Origin of the sequence: Caballeronia sp. INML1, from assembly GCF_023631085.1 — a bacterium.
Taxonomy (GTDB): domain Bacteria; phylum Pseudomonadota; class Gammaproteobacteria; order Burkholderiales; family Burkholderiaceae; genus Caballeronia; species Caballeronia turbans.
This window is the reverse complement of the sequence record NZ_JALQDT010000014.1, coordinates 1-15647: the sequence shown is the minus strand read 5'-3', so window position 1 is coordinate 15647 and position 15647 is coordinate 1. Positions and strand designations below refer to the sequence as shown.

Below are 15647 nucleotides of genomic sequence, written 5' to 3'. Positions count from 1 at the left end.
CCCCCCCCCCCCCCCCCCCCCCCCCCCCCCCCCCCCCCCCCCCCCCCCCCCCCCCCCCCCCCCCCCCCCCCCCCCCCGCCCCCCCCCCCCCCCCCCCCCCCCCCCCCCCCCCCCCCCCCCCCCCCCCCCCCCCCCCCCCCCCCCCCCCCCCCCCCCCCCCCCCCCCCCCCACGGCGGTATTACGAAAAGGATGCGCGCACTGCACGCCTGCGGCATCCTTCGGCACGATTTTCAGGCGATGCGCTGATCCGCCGCGCGAACGTCAATGCTGACACATTCGCGGCCAGCCCATCCGATTCTTCGACAAATCCCTGAGCAGACAGGAAATTTCAGGGCGCCGGATTCGGCTGGCGTTCGTGCAGCGCCTCGATTTCGCTCAGAATTTCCTCCGACAGTTCGACGTTCACGCTTTCGATGTTCTCTTTCAACTGCGCCATCGACGTCGCGCCGATCAGCGTGCTCGTCGTGAAGGGCCGCGTGTTGACGAACGCGAGCGCGAGTTGCGTCGGCGTGAGGCCGTGGCGCTTCGCCAGTTCGACATAGGAGGTGATCGCGGCGATCGCCTGGGGCTTGCTGTAGCGCTGAAAGCGCTCGAACAGCGTGATGCGCGCGCCGGCGGGACGCGCCCCGCCTTCGTACTTGCCCGACAGCCAGCCGAAAGCGAGCGGCGAATACGCGAGCAGCCCGACGCCTTCCTTATGCGTGAATTCCGACAGGCCGAGCTCATACGTGCGGTTCACGAGGCTGTACGGATTCTGGATGCTGACGATCTTCGGCAGCCCCGCCTTTTCGGCCGCGCGCAGGAACTGGGCGACACCCCACGGCGTTTCGTTCGACACGCCCACATGGCGAATCTTGCCCGCCTTCACGAGATCGGCGAGTGCGGCGAGCGTTTCCTCGATGGGCACGCTGTATTCGTCGTCGATATACGGGTATGCCGGGCGGCCGAAGGTCATCGTGCTGCGATCGGGCCAGTGCAACTGGTACAAATCGACGTAATCCGTCTGCAGACGCTTCAGGCTGCCGTCGATGGCTTCGTTCAGGTTCTTGCGATCGAACTGGTTGCCCGCGCCGCGGATATGCCGCGGATTGTGCGGCTGGCGCGCGGGCCCGGCGATCTTCGTCGCGAGCACGATGTCGCTGCGTTTTGCGGGATGCTTCGCGAGCCACGTGCCGATGAATTCCTCGGTGCGGCCCTGCGTCTCGGGGCGCGGCGGCACCGGATACATTTCGGCGGCATCGATCAGGTTCACGCCCTCGGCCAGCGCGTAGTCGATCTGCTCGTGCGCTTCGCTTTCGGTATTCTGCTCGCCCCAGGTCATGGTGCCGAGCCCGATCAGGCTGACGTCGAGACCCGAATCACCGAGTTTCCGAAACTTCATTGCTCATTCCTCTTGTTGGCGTTCTGTTTGCGCGCTGTCGGCGCGTTGTCGGAAATGCTGCGTGGCTGGTTTTCCGGCAATCGCAAAAACTACCATAGCCGCGAAAGCTCTGCTCTCGCGGCTAGAATGTCAGGCTTCCAATGAGACATGCAGGAGCGCCCGACCGATGCCGTCCGCAAGCAATCGCGAGAAAAAAGGCTCGTCGCTCATCGTCACGCTCGTCGCGGCGACCTTCTTCATGGAGAACCTCGACGGCACGATCATCGCCACCGCGTTACCGCAGATGGCGCGCTCGTTCAACGTGCATCCCGCCGACATGAGTCTCGGCATCACGGCGTATCTGCTCACGCTCGCCGTATTCATCCCGATTTCCGGCTGGGCGGCCGATCGCTTCGGCCTGCGCACCGTGTTCGCGAGCGCGATCGCCGTCTTCACGGCGGCGTCCGTGCTGTGCGCCACCACCTCGACCCTGCCCGCCTTTGCCGCCGCGCGCGTGCTGCAGGGCATCGGCGGCGCGATGATGGTGCCGGTCGGCCGGCTCGCCGTGCTGCGCGCGACGCCCAAGGAAGGCCTGATGCGCGCCATCGCGATCATCACGTGGCCCGGGCTCGTCGCCCCGGTGATCGGCCCGCCGCTCGGCGGCTTTATCACGACGTATTCGTCGTGGCGCTGGATTTTCTATCTCAATGTGCCGCTCGGTCTGATCGGCCTGCTGCTGACGCTGCGTCATATCGGCAACGAGCGCGAGGACCCGACGCGACGCTTCGACCTGCCGGGCTTCGCGCTCTGCGGCATCGCGTGCACGACGCTGCTCTACGCGATGGAGCTCGTCGGGCGCAGCGACGGCGACTGGACCTTCGTCGGCGTGCTCGTCGCGGTGGGCGTGGCGGCGGGCATCGCTTCGTGGTGGCATCTGCGGCGCGCGGCGCAGCCGGTCGTGGATCTGTCGGCGCTGAAGGTGAAAACCTTTGCCGTGGCGATGGGCGGCGGATCGCTCTTTCGCGTCGCGATCAGCGCGGCGCCTTTCCTGTTGCCGCTGATGTTCCAGGTCGGCTTCGGCATGAACGCGTTCGACTCGGGCCTGCTCACGCTTGCCGTGTTCGCGGGCAATCTCTCGATGAAGCTCGTCACCACGCCCGTAATGCGTCAGTTCGGCTTTCGGCCGGTGCTGATCGTCAATGGCGTGCTCGCGGCGCTGTCACTTGCCGCGATGAGCCTGCTCACGCCGACGACGCCCAAGTATGTGATCGTCGTCGTGCTGTTCGCGAGCGGCCTGTCGCGCTCGCTGCAGTTCACGGCGCTCAACACCCTGAGTTTCGCCGACGTGCCGAAGGCGCAGATGAGCGGCGCATCGGCGCTCTCCAGCACGCTTTTTCAGATGACGATGGGCATCGGGGTCGCCGTCGGCGCGATCGCGCTGCGCATCGGCGAGTGGCTGCACGGGCACGATGCGCATGCCATCGGGCCGGAGGATTTCAGCGTCGCGTTTCTGATCGTCGCGTTCGTGGGGCTGCTCGGCGTGCTGGATTTGTTCGGGCTCGCGAGGGATGCGGGCGCGCTCGTGTCCGGGCATCGGAAGCCGAAGGTGTGATGCTTTTATGACATGAGGGCTCAAGCATTCGCGGCCGGTGCCGTAATCCCCGGTATGAACTCCCACACCCTCGACTCGCTCGCCGCCCTGACCGAAACGGTTGCCGCCATCCGCCACGCGCGCGGCCTGAAGAATCCCCACGATTTACCCGAAGGCTCGCCCGAGCGGCAGATCGCCGCCGACGCCTTCGCGGACGATTTCCTCCGCGCACTCGATGCCGAGCCGAGCATCGGCGCGTGGTGGCCCATCTGAGCGATCCGCAACATCGCGGCATCGTTTGACGCGATCCGCGTTAGCGGATTTCTCGAATCGCTGTCTTCTGAGTCAAGTTTTGCTATTTGGCGAAACGTTTGCGCGCGGCTATCAAGTCGCGCGCAGGCGCGCCGTCAACCCGCATATCACCATGACTCAATCAGGAGATGCCAGTGAAGGGGGCAGCGTCAATTTTTTTCGCCATCGCCGTCGCGTTCGCCTTGGCCGGCTGCGCGCCGATGCAGACGGCCAGCACGACCCAGACCGACAAGCCGGCGTTGAGCGCCGACATCATCCGCTTCGAGATTCCCGCCGACGCCCTCGGCGCGCGCGACCCGCAACTCACCGCGATCCTCGCGAAAGCCGGTGCGCTCGCCGCCGCGCAGAAGCAGCCGACGACCATCCTCGTCACCGCGCTCGCGCAAGACTTCCCGTATCTCAACCAGGCGATCTGGAAAGGCATTCCCGCCCGGCACACGGTCAAGCTCAGCCTGGAAAACCTGACCGCCGGCGCGCGACAGCCGTACAGCGTGTCCATCAGGCCAACGCAGGGAGGCTGACGCGATGCGCCGAATCCTGATCCAGAGCCTTGCCTTCGCAATGTCGCTGTCGACGAGCGCCTTCGCCGGTCCGCTCGACGTGAGCGCGCCCGCCTCCGTGCAAACGCTCGCGGCGCTCGGGCCCGCCGTGCAGAAGGTCTATCCGCCCTTGCCCACGCTCGCGATGCTGCCCCCCGCCGCCGCCGACGACGACGAACCGCCCGCCAGATCCGCGAGCAGGAAAGGCAAGAAAACGCGCCGCGTCGCCGATTGCAGATGCAGCGGCCCGGAACCGCGCCTCGTGGTGTCCGACGAATCGCGCACGTATATGAAGGACGTCGAGCATCGCATCGACATTGCGCTCGCGCCCTGAGCGATGCGCGTCCCATTCCCGAAGGAGCCACGTTTCATGTTCCGTTCGACCCATGCCGCGCTCGCTGCCTGCGTGCTGCTAGGCGCATCGCTCGCGGCCAGCGCCGCTCGCGCCGACGATTGCTTCGAGCAGGCCGGCGCCTATCAGGGCGTGAATCCCCTCGTGCTGCGCGCGGTCGCCTGGCGCGAATCGAAAGGCGATGCCGCCGCGATCAATCGCAACGCCAACGGCTCGCTCGATATCGGCCAGTTGCAGATCAACTCGATCCATTTCCCCGACCTGGCGCGTCAGGGCATTCCGCATCGCGCGCTCGCCGATCCGTGCATCAACGTGTTCGTCGCCGCGTGGCTGCTGAAGCAGAAGATGGTCAAGTACGGCAACACGTGGCGCGCGATCGGCGCATATCACTCGGAATCGCCGAAACATCGGGACGCCTACGCGCGCAGCATCCAGCAGATTCTCGTCAACTGGGGCGAGCTGCAGCCGGCGATGCGTTGAGCGCGCTCCGTTCGTAGGTTCGCACCGGCGTCAGGAATTCGATCGTCCGCTCACGCGCGAGCAATTGCGGCAGCACGGCCTCGTATGCCTGCCGATACGGCCGCCCGAGATGATGCGCACGGAAATGCGCGGCAGAGCACGCCCACGTTTCATATAGCACGAGCGTGTCGGGATCGTCCGCGGCGCGATGCAGATACGTGTTGATGAAATCCGGCTCCTCGGACATGCGTTCCAGCACATCGAGAAGACGCGTTTCCAGTTCTTCGCGATGCTCGGGCTTGCCCGGCAGATGCACGACGAACGAAGTGATGTCACTCATGATGGATACCTCGCGTTGCACGGACCGCGCGCGCGGCCCGCGCTCGACTAAAAGCCGACTCAAAGCTGACTCAAAGCTGACTCATGCCGCCGTCGATCACGATCTCCGTGCCGACGATGAAGCCCGATTCCGGCGATGCCAGGTGCAGCACCGTCGCCGCGACTTCGCTCGACTTGCCGAAGCGTCCGAGGGGAATCTGGCTCTGGAGTTGCGCGGCGGCTTCATCGACGAGGCCGAGCTTGCCGTGCAGCGGCGTCGAGACGGGGCCGGGGCTCACGACATTCACGCGCGCGCCGCGCGGCAGCAATTCCGCCGACAGCGTCTTCGCGAGCGAGATGAGCGCCGCCTTGCTCGCCGCGTACACCGACGACATCGGCATGCCGATGTGCGCGTTGATCGAACCATTCAGCACGATCGACGCGCCTTCATTCAGAAGCGGCACCAGCGACTGAATCTGGAAATAAGGCCCTTTCACGTTGATTGCAAAGGTTTCGTCCCAGGCCTTTTCGTCGATCTCGGTGAACGGCGCGAACGTGCCGACGCCCGCGTTAATGAAGATCGCGTCGAGCCGGATGCTTGCATCGACCAGCGCTTGCGCGAGTTCACGCGCGGCGCCGACCGTGCCGGCCACGTTGCGGATGGCGATGGCGTTCGCGCCCAGCGAAGCGCGCGCCGTGGCAAGCGAGCTTTCGTCGCGCCCGGTGATGACGACCCGCGCGCCTTCGGCTGCAAATGCTTGCGCCGCCGCGAGACCGATGCCGCTGTTGCCACCGGTAACCAGAACTGTCTTGCCGTCGAAGCGATTCATGACGTTCTCCTTGTGAACGTTGATCAGTGTGAAGTGATTATGGGCGCGCGTTTGCGTAAATCCGTACGATGCGGTTGCCGCACTCGTTCGATATCGTCGAACGTGTTCTCGTCTACGTGATGCGGCCCACATATCACCTTGAAGCTGACGGGAACGGGTCCTACAGTTACGCAGACTTTCCAGCCTGCTTACAGCTTCGCCATTTCCTCGTATCTTCGACAGGGAGGCGCATCATGCAAGACGCGCAAGGCGGCATGGCCGCACAGCCGAATCCGGAGCGGTTGCTGCAGATGGGAATGGCGTTCTGGGCATCGAAAGCGTTGCTCTCGGCGGTCGAGCTGGGCGTGTTCACGCAACTGGCGAGCGGAGCGCGCCAGGCGGACGACCTCGCACAGGCACTCGAACTGCATCCGCGCGGGGCGCTCGATTTTCTCGATACGCTCGTCGCGCTCAACCTGCTGACGCGCGAGGACGGCCGCTACGCGAACGCAAGCGACGCCGACTTCTTCCTCGATCGCAACAAGCCTTCGTATGTCGGCGGATTGCTGGAAATGGCGAACGCGCGCCTCTACCCGTTCTGGGGATCGCTCACCGAGGCGCTGCGCACGGGACTGCCGCAAAACGAATCGAAGCACGGCGGCAATGTCTTCGAGACGCTTTATAGCGATCCGGCGCGTCTGCGCGGTTTTCTGCAAGCGATGAGCGGCGTGAGCATGGGCACGGCTCAGGCGATCGCCCGGCAGTTTCCGTGGAGTGAGTACGGGACTTTCATCGATATCGGTGCGGCGCAGGGGGCGCTGCCGGTGCAGATCGCGCGGGCGCATCCGCATCTGACGGGAGGCGGCTTCGACCTGCCGGTGGTCGGACCCGTTTTCGAGGACTACATCGCGGCGAATGGACTGCAGGACCGGCTGCGCTTTTATCCTGGCGATTTCTTCAAGGATCCGTGCCCGTCAGCGGATGTGCTCGTGATGGGTCACATCCTGCACGACTGGAATCTGCCGCAGAAGCTCGAACTGCTTGCAAAGTGCCATGCCGCGCTGCCGCCGGGCGGCGCGCTCATCGTATACGACGCAATCATCGACGACGAACGCCGCGAGAACGCGCTCGGCCTTTTGATGAGCCTGAACATGCTGATCGAGACGCCGGGCGGCTTCGATTACACCGGCGCGCAATGCTGCGCCTGGATGAAGGAAGCCGGATTTTCAGCGGCGCGCGTCGAGCCCCTGGTGGGACCGGATTCGATGGTGATCGCGACGAAGTGAATCCGTGGCGCGCCGCGCGCGTGACGCTTCGTCAGCGGTCGTTCGACATCCCTTTCAGGCGATCGTTGCCCGCGTCGCGGGCGGCGTCGGCGGTGGCGAAGTTTTCTTCGGAGACAAGGGTGCGCTTCACTTCGCGCGCCGAAAAATCGACGAGCGTCAGCACCCACACAAAACCACCCGCCTGTTCCGCGGTCTGCACGAATGCGCGCAGATCGCCTTCATTCGACGATGCCATACCGACCTCCACGTTCATGTTGATGCGCCCTGCCGGCGCCACGCGCGGCGTGAGCGCAGGCTGACGATACGTCGGCTGAACGGGCGCTAACGGGCGGCAGCCGGCCGCCGTGATCAGGCTTCGAAATCGAGACCGCCGAACAGAACCGACGGTTCCGCCTGCGAGCGCGTCGCGAGAGCGACTTCGCGCGCGCCCTGCCAGGCGTCGAGCTTTGCGGCCATCGCGTCGAGATATCGCAGGAATCGGGCCTCGCCGCCGATGCCCATCAGGCGTTCGATTTCTCCATCGTCCCAGGTCAGAAATACATTCAGCGGATATGGATAGACGCACCGATCGTCGCCCTCGCGGTGCGCACGCTCGGCGCTGACACGCAGACGCGTCGGCACGGCCGTGCTCTCGTATGGAAGGATCTCGACGCGCACGCCGCGCCCGAGAACACGCGCCACGCGCTCGACGATGCGGGGCGCATACGCGGTCTCGAACCGGAGCGCCTTTTGTCTATTCAACGCTGGTCTCCGGTAGCGTCGTTTTGCAACGTGCTCAGACGGGCGGCAGGTCTTCGAGCGATTTCTCGATCTGCCCGTCCTGCACGCGCGCCTCAATGCCGATGTGCCCGTTCGTATACGGCAGGGCGCTGACTTTCGAACCGAGGAAGGCACGCCCGCCGAGCGTGAAGAGCGTGCGGACTTCCTTGCCGCTTTTGAGGGCGTCCACGACTTGCTGAACGTCCACGATGCTGGTGGGCGCGGCCCAGTCGTTCGTGGCTGGATCGAAACTGCCCCAGCGCACGCTGGTCACGCGGTCGTTGACCCAGCGCACACCGTCGATCGCCAAAGTAGTCATGTCTGCCTCCAATGTCGTCGTTGGGGGGTGGTTTGGAAATCCTAGCATGGTAGAGCGACGCGGGTGAACGTTTGCGTCACAGACGCCGGAAAAGCAAAAAGCCCAGTCGAATGACTGGGCTTCTTGCATGAATTCTCGGTGGGGTGGCTGATGGGACTCGAACCCACGACGACAGGAATCACAATCCTGGACTCTACCAACTGAGCTACAGCCACCACTGGTGCCGCGATCTTGATTGCTTCTGAACTGCTGCAGCAATCAAGAAGCGAGATTATACGAACAACGATCGCGCTTGCCTAGTACCTTTGAGCATCTTTTTCCGAAGTACGCGCATCAGGACTCGATTGCTTCCACGGCCTCGCGAAGGTGGCTGCGCGCCTCGTCGAAAATCGTCAGATCGCCTGTTGCGAGCCGGCGATTATCGGATAGCACACGACGCCATCCCCGCGCGCCCGCAACGCCGCGATACAGGCCCAGCGCGTGGCGCGTCACGGCGCCGAGATACGTGCCGCGAGATAGTTCGTGACGCGCGTAGTCGATGAGCCCCGCCTCGATGTCCTCGCGCGAGGGCACTGGCGTCGCAGCGCCGTAAAAGCGCGTGTCGACGCCCGCGAGCACGTACGGATTGTGATAAGCCTCGCGGCCGAGCATCACGCCATCGACGTGCTTCAGATGCTCTTCGACTTCGTCGAGCGTCTTGATGCCACCGTTGATCGAAATTTCGAGATGCGGGAAGTCGCGCTTCAACCGATACGCATACTCGTACTTGAGCGGCGGAATCTCGCGGTTCTCTTTAGGGCTCAAGCCTTTGAGGATCGCGTTGCGCGCATGCACGATGAACACCTCGCAGCCCGCATCGGCGATCGTGCCGACGAAATCGCGCACGAACTCGTACTCCTCGACCGCATCCACGCCGATGCGATGCTTGACCGTCACCGGAACCGATACGGCGTCGCGCATCGCCTTCACGCAATCCGCGACGAGCTGCGGCTCCTTCATCAGGCACGCGCCGAATGCGCCGCGCTGCACGCGCTCGGACGGGCATCCGCAATTCAGGTTGATTTCGTCGTAGCCCCACTGTTCGCCGAGCTTCGCGCTCTTTGCGAGATCGGCCGGCTCGCTGCCGCCGAGTTGCAGCGCGACGGGCGCCTCGGCGGGCGTGAATGCGAGATGGCGCGCGACATCGCCGTAGAGCAGCGCGCCCGTCGTCACCATTTCCGTGTAAAGCCAAGTCTGACGCGATACGAGGCGGTGCAGGGACCGGCAATGGCGGTCGGTCCAATCCATCATCGGGGCAACGGAAACGCGGCGCGGGCTGGTCTTCGATACGGCTGACATGGGCGACGGCGGCCGCGCTTTCGCGCGAACCGCCTGAATCTAATAGGGAATCGACAATTTTACCGCAGCGCGGCGGATCGGTCGTCCGGCCCGAATCGGCCGGGCGCCAGGCACGCGTGATGCACATCGAGGGTCTCCCCTTCGCGGAGAGCGATCATGACCCGACATCACCTCGCGACAGCCGCCCTTTTGCTCATCACTACGTTCACGGCGCACGCCCAGACCGCGCGTCCGGACGACAGCGCCTCGATGGTCAAGCCGCCGAGCGCGCCCGGTGCGCCATCCGCAAGCGCCACGCGCCCCGACAATCCCGACAACATGCCGGTGAAGCGCCCGAATCCGCCGCAAAACAGCGATCGCATGCTGCATCACAGCCCGGCGAGCGACGCCATCGCAAAATAACCCGCGACAGCGCCGGACCCGGCCTGGAAGCACTTGCGACGCCACTATAATGGCGCTCGTCACGACAATCGGAGAGAGCCGCGCCCTCCGGCTTCAAGCGGTCTAGCCAATGCAAAAAGTCATACTGCCATTAGTTTCCGGTTTTCTCGCCGCGCTTTTTTTTCGCGAATCGACCCTGGCGCTGCTCCACGCAGCGGGTCTCGTCGATCCGGCCGGCTTTTCCATCACACCATTTCTTCCGCTCGGCATCCCCGAATTCATCGCCAATGCGTTGTGGAGCTCCATCTTCGGTGTGCTGATGGTGTGGCTCCTGCGCGTTGGGCCCGAGCGCAGCGCACCGTGGATCGGCGCGCTCGTCTTCGGCGGCATCGTGCTGACGGCGGTCGGCGTGTTCGTGATCGATCCGGCGCGCGGCATCTGGCCGAGCGGCAACCTGCTGCCGCGTCTCACGCCCAACTTCATCGCCAACGCCATCTGGGGCTGGGGCGCACTCGTCTTCATGCGCGCGTTCATGGCGGGCAGCGAGTCGGACTGATCCCCCGTCAAAACCGCCCGCGCGGCATCAGTCCTTCAGAAGCCGTAGCGGATGCGCCGCGGGCGTCCACGCGCTTTCGAACATGCGGTCGATATCCGCGGCGTTCACGTCCTCGGCGCGCGCGACCTTCCAGCGCGGCTCGTTGTCCTTGTCGACGATGCGCGCGCGAATACCCTCCAGCACATCGCCGCGCTCGAACATCGTGCGCGTGAGGTCGAGATCGCGCCGCAGCGTCTCGGCCATGGTCGAGAACTTCGCGCGATCGACTTGCTGCAGCGCTACATCGACGGAAAGCGGGGAACGCTCGCGCAGTTCCGCGGCCGTACGCTTCGCCCAGTCGTTGCCGAGCTCCGCCTCGCGCTCGAGCGACGCGAGAATCGATGCGCCGTTGCCCGCCGCGAAGTGCTTGTCGATCATCGTGCGCGCCGCGGCGAGCTCGCTCCTCTCGGGGATCGGCGCGACCTTGTACTTCGTCGTCTCGTTCTGCACGAAACGCACGATCTCGACACCATCGAGAAAGCGCTGATGCCTGAGCGATTCGACGAGTCCCGGCAGCGCGCCATCGTCGAGATAGGCGTCGGCCATGCGGGCATAGAGCGCATCGGCTGCGCCGAGGCTCGCGCCCGTTGCCGCGAGATAGCGTCCGATCGCGCCGGGCGCGCGCGCGAGGAACCAGCTCACGCCGACATCGGGAAAGAGGCCGATACGCGTCTCGGGCATCGCCATCTTCGTCGACTGTGTGACGATGCGCAGGCCGCCCGTGTGATGCGCACCCTGCGAGATGCCCATGCCGCCGCCCATCACGACGCCATTCACGACCGCGATATACGGCTTCGGGAACGTGAAGATCGCGTGATTGAGCTTGTATTCGTCGGTGAAGAACGCGTCGATCGCGTCGCGCGCCCCCGCCTGCGCGGACTCGTACAGAAAGCGGATATCGCCGCCCGCGCAAAACGCCCGCACGTGCGGACTATAGACGACGACGGCGCGGATCGCCTGATCGTGGCGCCACGCGCGCAATGCCTCGCTGATCGCGCGCAGCATCAGCGGCGTCAGCGCGTTGAGTGCCTTCGGACGATCGAGCGCAATGAAGCCGATGCCGTTGGCGGTGTCGATACGGATGTCTTCGGTGGTCATCGTGTTGAAGTGTCGGATCGATCCGGTGCGTTGAATCGAGTTTCGGTTCCCCGAGGTTCAGTTCCGTTGACCGGCGCGTACCACGCGTCAAGCGACAGCTCGACGAGTGTCGCGGCCGGCGTCTCGGGCAACGCCGCGCCGTTCAGTTTCAGCGCGACGATGCCATGCAGATTCGCCCACAGCCCTTCCGCGCACGCAACCGGCGCAGCGCGCGGCGGCAGCCGGTCGGATGCACGCAACTCGACGAACGCATCCGCGATCAGCGAGAGCGCCGCCGCGCCGGAATCCGCCGCCCGACCGTTGCCATTGACGTTGTCTTTGGCATCGGCGCCTGCGCCGGCGAAACCTGCGGGCTCCATGAACATCAGCCGATACGTCTCGGGCTCGGCCAGCCCGAATTCGACATACGCGCGCCCCATTGCGTTCAGGCGCGCGGCCGGGTCCGCGATCGATGTATGCGCGAGGAACGCGTCGCGCAGACTCGCGTGCCCTTCCTTGCACAGCGCCCGCGCGATGTCGCCACGGCTCTTGAAATGAAGATAGAGCGCGGCAGGCGAGTAATCGATCGCCTCGGCGAGCTTTCTCATCGAGAGCGATGCGAACCCTTCGCGCTTTACGATCGCACGCGAGACTTCGAGTATGCGCTCGCGCAGCGCCTCGCGCTGTTCGCGTCTTTGCTCGGTGCGCCGCTCCTGCGATCCCATGCGAGGCATTGTCGGCACCGCCTCTTTCGAAGTCAAATCGCGGCGCGCCGGTGCGCGCTCAGATGGTCATCTTGCCGTTGTCGTTGCGGCGCGACGCCGCTCGATAAAGCGGCTCGTCCGAATCGCCGAGCACGACCGACGCGAACACGATGCACAGCGCAAGAATCAGCACACCAACGGCTGCCCAGATGAGCCATAGCGCATTGGACTCGACAAGTGAGTGAAGAAAGGAATGAAGCATGACGACCCCGCGCGATTTTTATATTTGATGCTCAGGAAAGCGCATGCCTTTGAGCAAATAATGTGCCGAGCGAATCGCATCGCGTGCGGCGAATAGAGCGATGGTACTCCGTTGCGCGATCACGCGGAAGCAGGCGCGATGTTTCCGCCGTCGATAACGAACACGGTGCGTTGGAGGTCTTACATCGCGCCGTGTAAGAGACGAAGGCTTGCGTGTGTCAGCGCATCAGACCGTGACGCGCCCCGGCGGAAAGTGTCCGCTTTTCAGGAGCACCGGCATACCGTTGGTCACGCGCAGATGCTCTCGCGCAACGGCTTCGATGCGCGTGCGGCCCGCGGCGAACGCGTCGATCCAGCCGGCGGTGTCGTAGGACTGCGCGCCGAAATGATCTTCGAGCGCTTCGACGGAAATGGCGCACGGCACGCGCCGGCCGTCGACGATCGCGGCGAACTCGACGGTCAGATTGGCATCGCGGTAATCGGGCGCGTCCGGGAGGAAACGAATATCCATGATTGTCTCGTTGCTGATGCGTGGCGACCGGTGGGAGAGCATTGGGTCGGGGGCCACGCGAAGACGTTCAAGCGCTTATCGCTCCATTCGATGCGAGCACGTTGACTGCGCCGCCCACGCTCGCACGAATCGATTCGGCGATATGGTAACCGCGGTCGCGCCGCGCGGTCCAGCGCCCGTGCCGTTCACGCGGCAAGAACGCTTTCGTCGATATCCACGACGAGCAGCGAACTCGCCCGAGGATCGGCATAGTTGAAATCGAGCAGCCGGCTCATCTCGCGCACGCGCTCGCATACGCGTTGCCGCGCTTTCTCCGATAAGTGCGGATAGTCGCGCAGCACGTGCGCGTCGAAGCGATAGTGCACGCCCCAGGCGATGTTGCCCGGATGATTCGCGACGCCGCTCGTACGCCAACTCACGAAAAGCGCGGGCGTCGGCTCGAGACCGATTTCCGCGACATCCGCGCCGCTCGGAAAAAGGTCGATCAGGCAATTCGCGACGTCGTGCAGCACCATGTGTCGCAGGTGGACGGGACGCATTATGTCGCTTGCAGCAAGCGGTCGATGTAGTCGCGCGCGGCCTGCTCCACATGCGCGAGGGCCCCGCTCTCGGTTGCGAAGCGCCGCTCGGGTCCGAGATCGACGAGCGCCTCGAAGCGATGCACGTCATCCGGTCCGCCGCGCGCCAGACTGACCGAACCGACATAGATCGGCGCACCGCCGTCCTGTTCGCCGTGAGCCCGTACGAGCCGCGCCGAGGCGCTGATGTAATACCCGCGATATGGCCCCGTGACTCTTTCCGCCATGGCTTCTTCCCCCTCTTTAGCTTGCCGCGCTTTTTGCCGATTTCTCCCAGGTTCCCGGCAGGCAGTTCCAACCGAAATCCCAGATGGATAAGGTCTGCGATCCGGAAAATAGTTCATCGGACAGGCACCTCCAATCGTCGATCCGCAAGCAACGCGCCCGCGCGACCTCGCCCTGCTCGCCCGCCTCGGGCGGATAACAACCGCTTACGAGTCGCGTAAGCCGCGTGTGGGACAATGCCTATCTCAAAAAATGCGCCCTCGCCGCGAAGACAAGGCCGGCGGCGCACATCGCAATTCGCTCTCACGAGGTAAAGATGAAGGAACCCGGTCGGCGCATGCGCCGTATCTCCGCTCGCGCCGCACATGGCGGCGCTGTTTCGCGTGTCTTCTGGCTGCGTGCCGCCGCACTCGGCGCGGCGGTCGTCGCCGTGGCGAGTCTCGGCGCGTGCGCGTCGTCGAACGAAGCATCGCTCATCAACCTGCCCGATGGACAGACCGGCTACGCCGTCAATTGCAGCGGCGCGGACGCGGGATCGAGCTGGGCGAGCTGCTATGTGCTCGCCGGCAAGAAATGCGGCGCGACGGGATACGACATCGTCTCGAAGGATAACGAGGAAGGCGGCCCGACCGGCGGCGGCATCACCAACGTGATATCGGCGAACGTCAAGAACCGCTCGATGATCGTGCGCTGCAAGTAAGCACGCAGGCGATGGACCGTGTCAGTGTGCGCTCATCTTCGAGAACGCATTGAGCACGACCACGCCGGCGACGATGAGGCCCATGCCGAGCATGGCGGGCAAATCCGGCGTCTGCTTGAAGAGCAGCGCCGCGACGAGCGTGATGAGCACGATGCCCGCGCCCGACCACACGGCATACACGACGCCGACGGGCAACGCGCGCAACGTCAGCGACAGCAGATAGAACGACAGCCCGTATCCGGTCACGACGATGACCGCGGGGAGCGCGCGCGTGAAGCCATCGGAGGCGCGCAGCGCGGAGGTCGCGACGACTTCGGCGACGATCGCGATCGCGAGGAGCACATAAGCGGTTGAGCGCATCTTTGTTGTCGTCAGTTGTCGTGTTCGTTCGAAGATGTCGATGGCGTCAGTCGCGTCCGAGCGAAAGATCGCCGAAGTTCTGGCCGAGCACGGCGCATAGCGCTTCGACGACCATCTGATGATCGTCGCGCTGCGCAAGCCCCGACACCGCGACCGAGCCGATCACGCCCGCGCCGGATACGCGCAAGGGAAACGCACCGCCGTGCGTCGCGAACTCGGCGAGATCGAGACCGTACTTGTCGGCGAGCGTCGCGCCGGCCTGCTGCAGCGTAAGACCGATCGCATAGGAACTGCGGCGAAAATGCTCGACGGTGCGCGACTTTCGCTCGACCCAACGCGCGTTGTCGGGCGTGGTGTTGTCCATCGCGGCGTAGAAGAGCTTGCGGCCGAACGTGCGCACGTCGATGACGACGGCCGCGTCGCGCGCGAGCGCCATCTCGCGCAACTGCGCGCCGATCTGCCATGCATGCTCGGCGTGAAACTGGGGGAACACCAGCGTGTGTTCCTGATGCGCGATAGCCTGCAGAACGTGTGGAATGTCCATGAGCGAGGACTCCTTTAGCGTGCGTGGATTGGGATTGGCGTATGTGACTTCGCCGAGATTTTTGCGATTTTGACACGCGCGTGTGAAGTCGCCACGCGAGAGTCGGCCATGAACCGGTTCAATTGCGACCTGTGAGCTGGCACGCTGGGCGCATCGCAATACGCGCGCGGAAAAGCAAAAAGCCCGGCTTGTGAACTGCACCCCAAAAGTTGGACAACCGTCCAACGACTTGGGGTGTTTTTTATGAGCAAGCACAGCGCGCAATTTA

At 64.5% G+C, this 15647-nt stretch carries 25 protein-coding genes and 1 tRNA gene; 10 read left to right on the top strand and 16 right to left on the bottom strand.

Annotated features, from left to right (window positions below; genetic code table 11):
• Positions 1 to 247: hypothetical protein (locus tag NCR38_RS06090; RefSeq protein ID WP_250476589.1), on the top strand; the 247-nt coding region annotated here is incomplete at its 5' end.
• Between the two features lie 82 nt (positions 248 to 329).
• On the opposite strand, the gene NCR38_RS06085 is transcribed toward NCR38_RS06090, so the two are convergent.
• Positions 330 to 1382 carry an NADP(H)-dependent aldo-keto reductase gene (locus NCR38_RS06085; protein WP_061117430.1) on the bottom strand — a complete coding sequence of 351 codons (1053 nt, stop codon included), beginning with the start codon at positions 1380 to 1382 and terminating at the stop codon, positions 330 to 332.
• A 166-nt stretch (positions 1383 to 1548) separates the two neighbouring features.
• Between NCR38_RS06085 and NCR38_RS06080 the strand changes: the two genes are divergently transcribed.
• The 5 genes from NCR38_RS06080 (at position 1549) to NCR38_RS06060 (ending at position 4635) form a co-directional block, all read left to right on the top strand.
• Complete coding sequence (locus NCR38_RS06080; RefSeq protein WP_250476588.1) at positions 1549 to 2973, top strand: MFS transporter; 1425 nt, start codon at positions 1549 to 1551, stop codon at positions 2971 to 2973.
• Between the two features lie 54 nt (positions 2974 to 3027).
• Entirely contained in the window at positions 3028 to 3225 is a 198-nt protein-coding gene (locus tag NCR38_RS06075) for a hypothetical protein (RefSeq protein WP_086960877.1), read from the top strand.
• 167 nt (positions 3226 to 3392) lie between these two features.
• The gene (locus tag NCR38_RS06070) at positions 3393 to 3785 is read left to right on the top strand and encodes a hypothetical protein (RefSeq protein WP_250476587.1); all 393 of its coding nucleotides are present in this window, start codon (positions 3393 to 3395) and stop codon (positions 3783 to 3785) included.
• A 4-nt stretch (positions 3786 to 3789) separates the two neighbouring features.
• Positions 3790 to 4137, top strand: coding sequence for a hypothetical protein (locus tag NCR38_RS06065; RefSeq protein ID WP_250476586.1), 348 nt, complete (start codon positions 3790 to 3792; stop codon positions 4135 to 4137).
• A gap of 36 nt (positions 4138 to 4173) precedes the next feature.
• On the top strand, positions 4174 to 4635 hold the full coding sequence (locus tag NCR38_RS06060; protein ID WP_250476585.1) for a lytic transglycosylase domain-containing protein: 462 nt from the start codon (positions 4174 to 4176) through the stop codon (positions 4633 to 4635).
• Here the strand turns inward: NCR38_RS06060 and NCR38_RS06055 are convergent.
• Positions 4601 to 4954: a putative quinol monooxygenase gene (locus NCR38_RS06055; protein ID WP_061117436.1), complete on the bottom strand. Its 354-nt coding sequence runs from the start codon at positions 4952 to 4954 to the stop codon at positions 4601 to 4603. The genes NCR38_RS06060 and NCR38_RS06055 overlap by 35 nt on opposite strands.
• 70 nt (positions 4955 to 5024) lie before the next feature.
• Entirely contained in the window at positions 5025 to 5762 is a 738-nt protein-coding gene (locus tag NCR38_RS06050; protein WP_061117437.1) for an SDR family oxidoreductase, read from the bottom strand.
• 233 nt (positions 5763 to 5995) lie between these two features.
• Here NCR38_RS06050 and NCR38_RS06045 point away from each other — a divergent pair, with 233 nt between their 5' ends.
• Positions 5996 to 7027, top strand: a complete 1032-nt coding sequence (locus tag NCR38_RS06045) for an acetylserotonin O-methyltransferase (protein ID WP_250476584.1) — start codon at positions 5996 to 5998, stop codon at positions 7025 to 7027.
• A 31-nt stretch (positions 7028 to 7058) separates the two neighbouring features.
• Here the strand turns inward: NCR38_RS06045 and NCR38_RS06040 are convergent, their stop codons facing one another.
• From NCR38_RS06040 to dusA, 5 genes are all read right to left on the bottom strand, one after another.
• Positions 7059 to 7262, bottom strand: coding sequence for a hypothetical protein (locus tag NCR38_RS06040; protein ID WP_061117621.1), 204 nt, complete (start codon positions 7260 to 7262; stop codon positions 7059 to 7061).
• Positions 7263 to 7375: 113 nt separating this feature from the next.
• Entirely contained in the window at positions 7376 to 7768 is a 393-nt protein-coding gene (locus tag NCR38_RS06035; protein WP_061117439.1) for a DUF5594 family protein, read from the bottom strand.
• Between the two features lie 34 nt (positions 7769 to 7802).
• Positions 7803 to 8105, bottom strand: a complete 303-nt coding sequence (locus NCR38_RS06030) for a hypothetical protein (protein ID WP_250476583.1) — start codon at positions 8103 to 8105, stop codon at positions 7803 to 7805.
• A gap of 139 nt (positions 8106 to 8244) precedes the next feature.
• A tRNA-His gene (locus NCR38_RS06025) sits at positions 8245 to 8320 on the bottom strand.
• A 118-nt stretch (positions 8321 to 8438) separates the two neighbouring features.
• Positions 8439 to 9443 carry a tRNA dihydrouridine(20/20a) synthase DusA gene (gene dusA, locus NCR38_RS06020; protein ID WP_250476582.1) on the bottom strand — a complete coding sequence of 335 codons (1005 nt, stop codon included), beginning with the start codon at positions 9441 to 9443 and terminating at the stop codon, positions 8439 to 8441.
• Positions 9444 to 9599: 156 nt separating this feature from the next.
• Here dusA and NCR38_RS06015 point away from each other — a divergent pair, with 156 nt between their 5' ends.
• Both NCR38_RS06015 and NCR38_RS06010 read left to right on the top strand, forming a co-directional pair.
• Positions 9600 to 9845, top strand: coding sequence for a hypothetical protein (locus NCR38_RS06015; RefSeq protein WP_086960893.1), 246 nt, complete (start codon positions 9600 to 9602; stop codon positions 9843 to 9845).
• A 109-nt stretch (positions 9846 to 9954) separates the two neighbouring features.
• Entirely contained in the window at positions 9955 to 10380 is a 426-nt protein-coding gene (locus NCR38_RS06010) for a hypothetical protein (RefSeq protein WP_250476581.1), read from the top strand.
• Between the two features lie 27 nt (positions 10381 to 10407).
• Here the strand turns inward: NCR38_RS06010 and NCR38_RS06005 are convergent, their stop codons facing one another.
• From NCR38_RS06005 to NCR38_RS05980, 6 genes are all read right to left on the bottom strand, one after another.
• Positions 10408 to 11517, bottom strand: a complete 1110-nt coding sequence (locus NCR38_RS06005; protein ID WP_061117503.1) for an enoyl-CoA hydratase/isomerase family protein — start codon at positions 11515 to 11517, stop codon at positions 10408 to 10410.
• Entirely contained in the window at positions 11514 to 12230 is a 717-nt protein-coding gene (locus NCR38_RS06000; protein ID WP_250476580.1) for a TetR/AcrR family transcriptional regulator, read from the bottom strand. Before NCR38_RS06000 ends, NCR38_RS06005 begins: the two co-directional genes overlap by 4 nt.
• A gap of 49 nt (positions 12231 to 12279) precedes the next feature.
• Positions 12280 to 12462 carry a hypothetical protein gene (locus NCR38_RS05995; protein WP_061117505.1) on the bottom strand — a complete coding sequence of 61 codons (183 nt, stop codon included), beginning with the start codon at positions 12460 to 12462 and terminating at the stop codon, positions 12280 to 12282.
• Positions 12463 to 12687: 225 nt separating this feature from the next.
• Positions 12688 to 12972 carry a DUF1488 domain-containing protein gene (locus NCR38_RS05990; protein WP_061117506.1) on the bottom strand — a complete coding sequence of 95 codons (285 nt, stop codon included), beginning with the start codon at positions 12970 to 12972 and terminating at the stop codon, positions 12688 to 12690.
• A gap of 185 nt (positions 12973 to 13157) precedes the next feature.
• Positions 13158 to 13511, bottom strand: coding sequence for a hypothetical protein (locus NCR38_RS05985; protein ID WP_250476579.1), 354 nt, complete (start codon positions 13509 to 13511; stop codon positions 13158 to 13160).
• Positions 13511 to 13777, bottom strand: a complete 267-nt coding sequence (locus NCR38_RS05980; protein ID WP_061117508.1) for a hypothetical protein — start codon at positions 13775 to 13777, stop codon at positions 13511 to 13513. Before NCR38_RS05980 ends, NCR38_RS05985 begins: the two co-directional genes overlap by 1 nt.
• A gap of 314 nt (positions 13778 to 14091) precedes the next feature.
• Between NCR38_RS05980 and NCR38_RS05975 the strand changes: the two genes are divergently transcribed.
• Positions 14092 to 14475: a hypothetical protein gene (locus tag NCR38_RS05975; protein ID WP_061117509.1), complete on the top strand. Its 384-nt coding sequence runs from the start codon at positions 14092 to 14094 to the stop codon at positions 14473 to 14475.
• Between the two features lie 21 nt (positions 14476 to 14496).
• Here the strand turns inward: NCR38_RS05975 and NCR38_RS05970 are convergent, their stop codons facing one another.
• On the bottom strand, positions 14497 to 14835 hold the full coding sequence (locus tag NCR38_RS05970) for a multidrug efflux SMR transporter (RefSeq protein ID WP_061117510.1): 339 nt from the start codon (positions 14833 to 14835) through the stop codon (positions 14497 to 14499).
• A 46-nt stretch (positions 14836 to 14881) separates the two neighbouring features.
• Positions 14882 to 15379: a heme-degrading domain-containing protein gene (locus NCR38_RS05965; RefSeq protein WP_061117511.1), complete on the bottom strand. Its 498-nt coding sequence runs from the start codon at positions 15377 to 15379 to the stop codon at positions 14882 to 14884.
• Positions 15380 to 15647: the final 268 nt, after the last annotated feature.

Bases quoted from the DNA above. Each gene is read 5' to 3' on its own strand.
- NCR38_RS06085 (WP_061117430.1), bottom strand. From the start codon at position 1,382: ATGAAGTTTCGGAAACTCGGTGATTCGGGTCTCGACGTCAGCCTGATC.
- NCR38_RS06080 (WP_250476588.1), top strand. From the start codon at position 1,549: ATGCCGTCCGCAAGCAATCGCGAGAAAAAAGGCTCGTCGCTCATCGTC.
- NCR38_RS06075 (WP_086960877.1), top strand. From the start codon at position 3,028: ATGAACTCCCACACCCTCGACTCGCTCGCCGCCCTGACCGAAACGGTT.
- NCR38_RS06070 (WP_250476587.1), top strand. From the start codon at position 3,393: ATGCCAGTGAAGGGGGCAGCGTCAATTTTTTTCGCCATCGCCGTCGCG.
- NCR38_RS06065 (WP_250476586.1), top strand. From the start codon at position 3,790: ATGCGCCGAATCCTGATCCAGAGCCTTGCCTTCGCAATGTCGCTGTCG.
- NCR38_RS06060 (WP_250476585.1), top strand. From the start codon at position 4,174: ATGTTCCGTTCGACCCATGCCGCGCTCGCTGCCTGCGTGCTGCTAGGC.
- NCR38_RS06055 (WP_061117436.1), bottom strand. From the start codon at position 4,954: ATGAGTGACATCACTTCGTTCGTCGTGCATCTGCCGGGCAAGCCCGAG.
- NCR38_RS06050 (WP_061117437.1), bottom strand. From the start codon at position 5,762: ATGAATCGCTTCGACGGCAAGACAGTTCTGGTTACCGGTGGCAACAGC.
- NCR38_RS06045 (WP_250476584.1), top strand. From the start codon at position 5,996: ATGCAAGACGCGCAAGGCGGCATGGCCGCACAGCCGAATCCGGAGCGG.
- NCR38_RS06040 (WP_061117621.1), bottom strand. From the start codon at position 7,262: ATGGCATCGTCGAATGAAGGCGATCTGCGCGCATTCGTGCAGACCGCG.
- NCR38_RS06030 (WP_250476583.1), bottom strand. From the start codon at position 8,105: ATGACTACTTTGGCGATCGACGGTGTGCGCTGGGTCAACGACCGCGTG.
- dusA (WP_250476582.1), bottom strand. From the start codon at position 9,443: ATGTCAGCCGTATCGAAGACCAGCCCGCGCCGCGTTTCCGTTGCCCCG.
- NCR38_RS06015 (WP_086960893.1), top strand. From the start codon at position 9,600: ATGACCCGACATCACCTCGCGACAGCCGCCCTTTTGCTCATCACTACG.
- NCR38_RS06010 (WP_250476581.1), top strand. From the start codon at position 9,955: ATGCAAAAAGTCATACTGCCATTAGTTTCCGGTTTTCTCGCCGCGCTT.
- NCR38_RS06005 (WP_061117503.1), bottom strand. From the start codon at position 11,517: ATGACCACCGAAGACATCCGTATCGACACCGCCAACGGCATCGGCTTC.
- NCR38_RS06000 (WP_250476580.1), bottom strand. From the start codon at position 12,230: ATGCCTCGCATGGGATCGCAGGAGCGGCGCACCGAGCAAAGACGCGAA.
- NCR38_RS05995 (WP_061117505.1), bottom strand. From the start codon at position 12,462: ATGCTTCATTCCTTTCTTCACTCACTTGTCGAGTCCAATGCGCTATGG.
- NCR38_RS05990 (WP_061117506.1), bottom strand. From the start codon at position 12,972: ATGGATATTCGTTTCCTCCCGGACGCGCCCGATTACCGCGATGCCAAT.
- NCR38_RS05985 (WP_250476579.1), bottom strand. From the start codon at position 13,511: ATGCGTCCCGTCCACCTGCGACACATGGTGCTGCACGACGTCGCGAAT.
- NCR38_RS05980 (WP_061117508.1), bottom strand. From the start codon at position 13,777: ATGGCGGAAAGAGTCACGGGGCCATATCGCGGGTATTACATCAGCGCC.
- NCR38_RS05975 (WP_061117509.1), top strand. From the start codon at position 14,092: ATGAAGGAACCCGGTCGGCGCATGCGCCGTATCTCCGCTCGCGCCGCA.
- NCR38_RS05970 (WP_061117510.1), bottom strand. From the start codon at position 14,835: ATGCGCTCAACCGCTTATGTGCTCCTCGCGATCGCGATCGTCGCCGAA.
- NCR38_RS05965 (WP_061117511.1), bottom strand. From the start codon at position 15,379: ATGGACATTCCACACGTTCTGCAGGCTATCGCGCATCAGGAACACACG.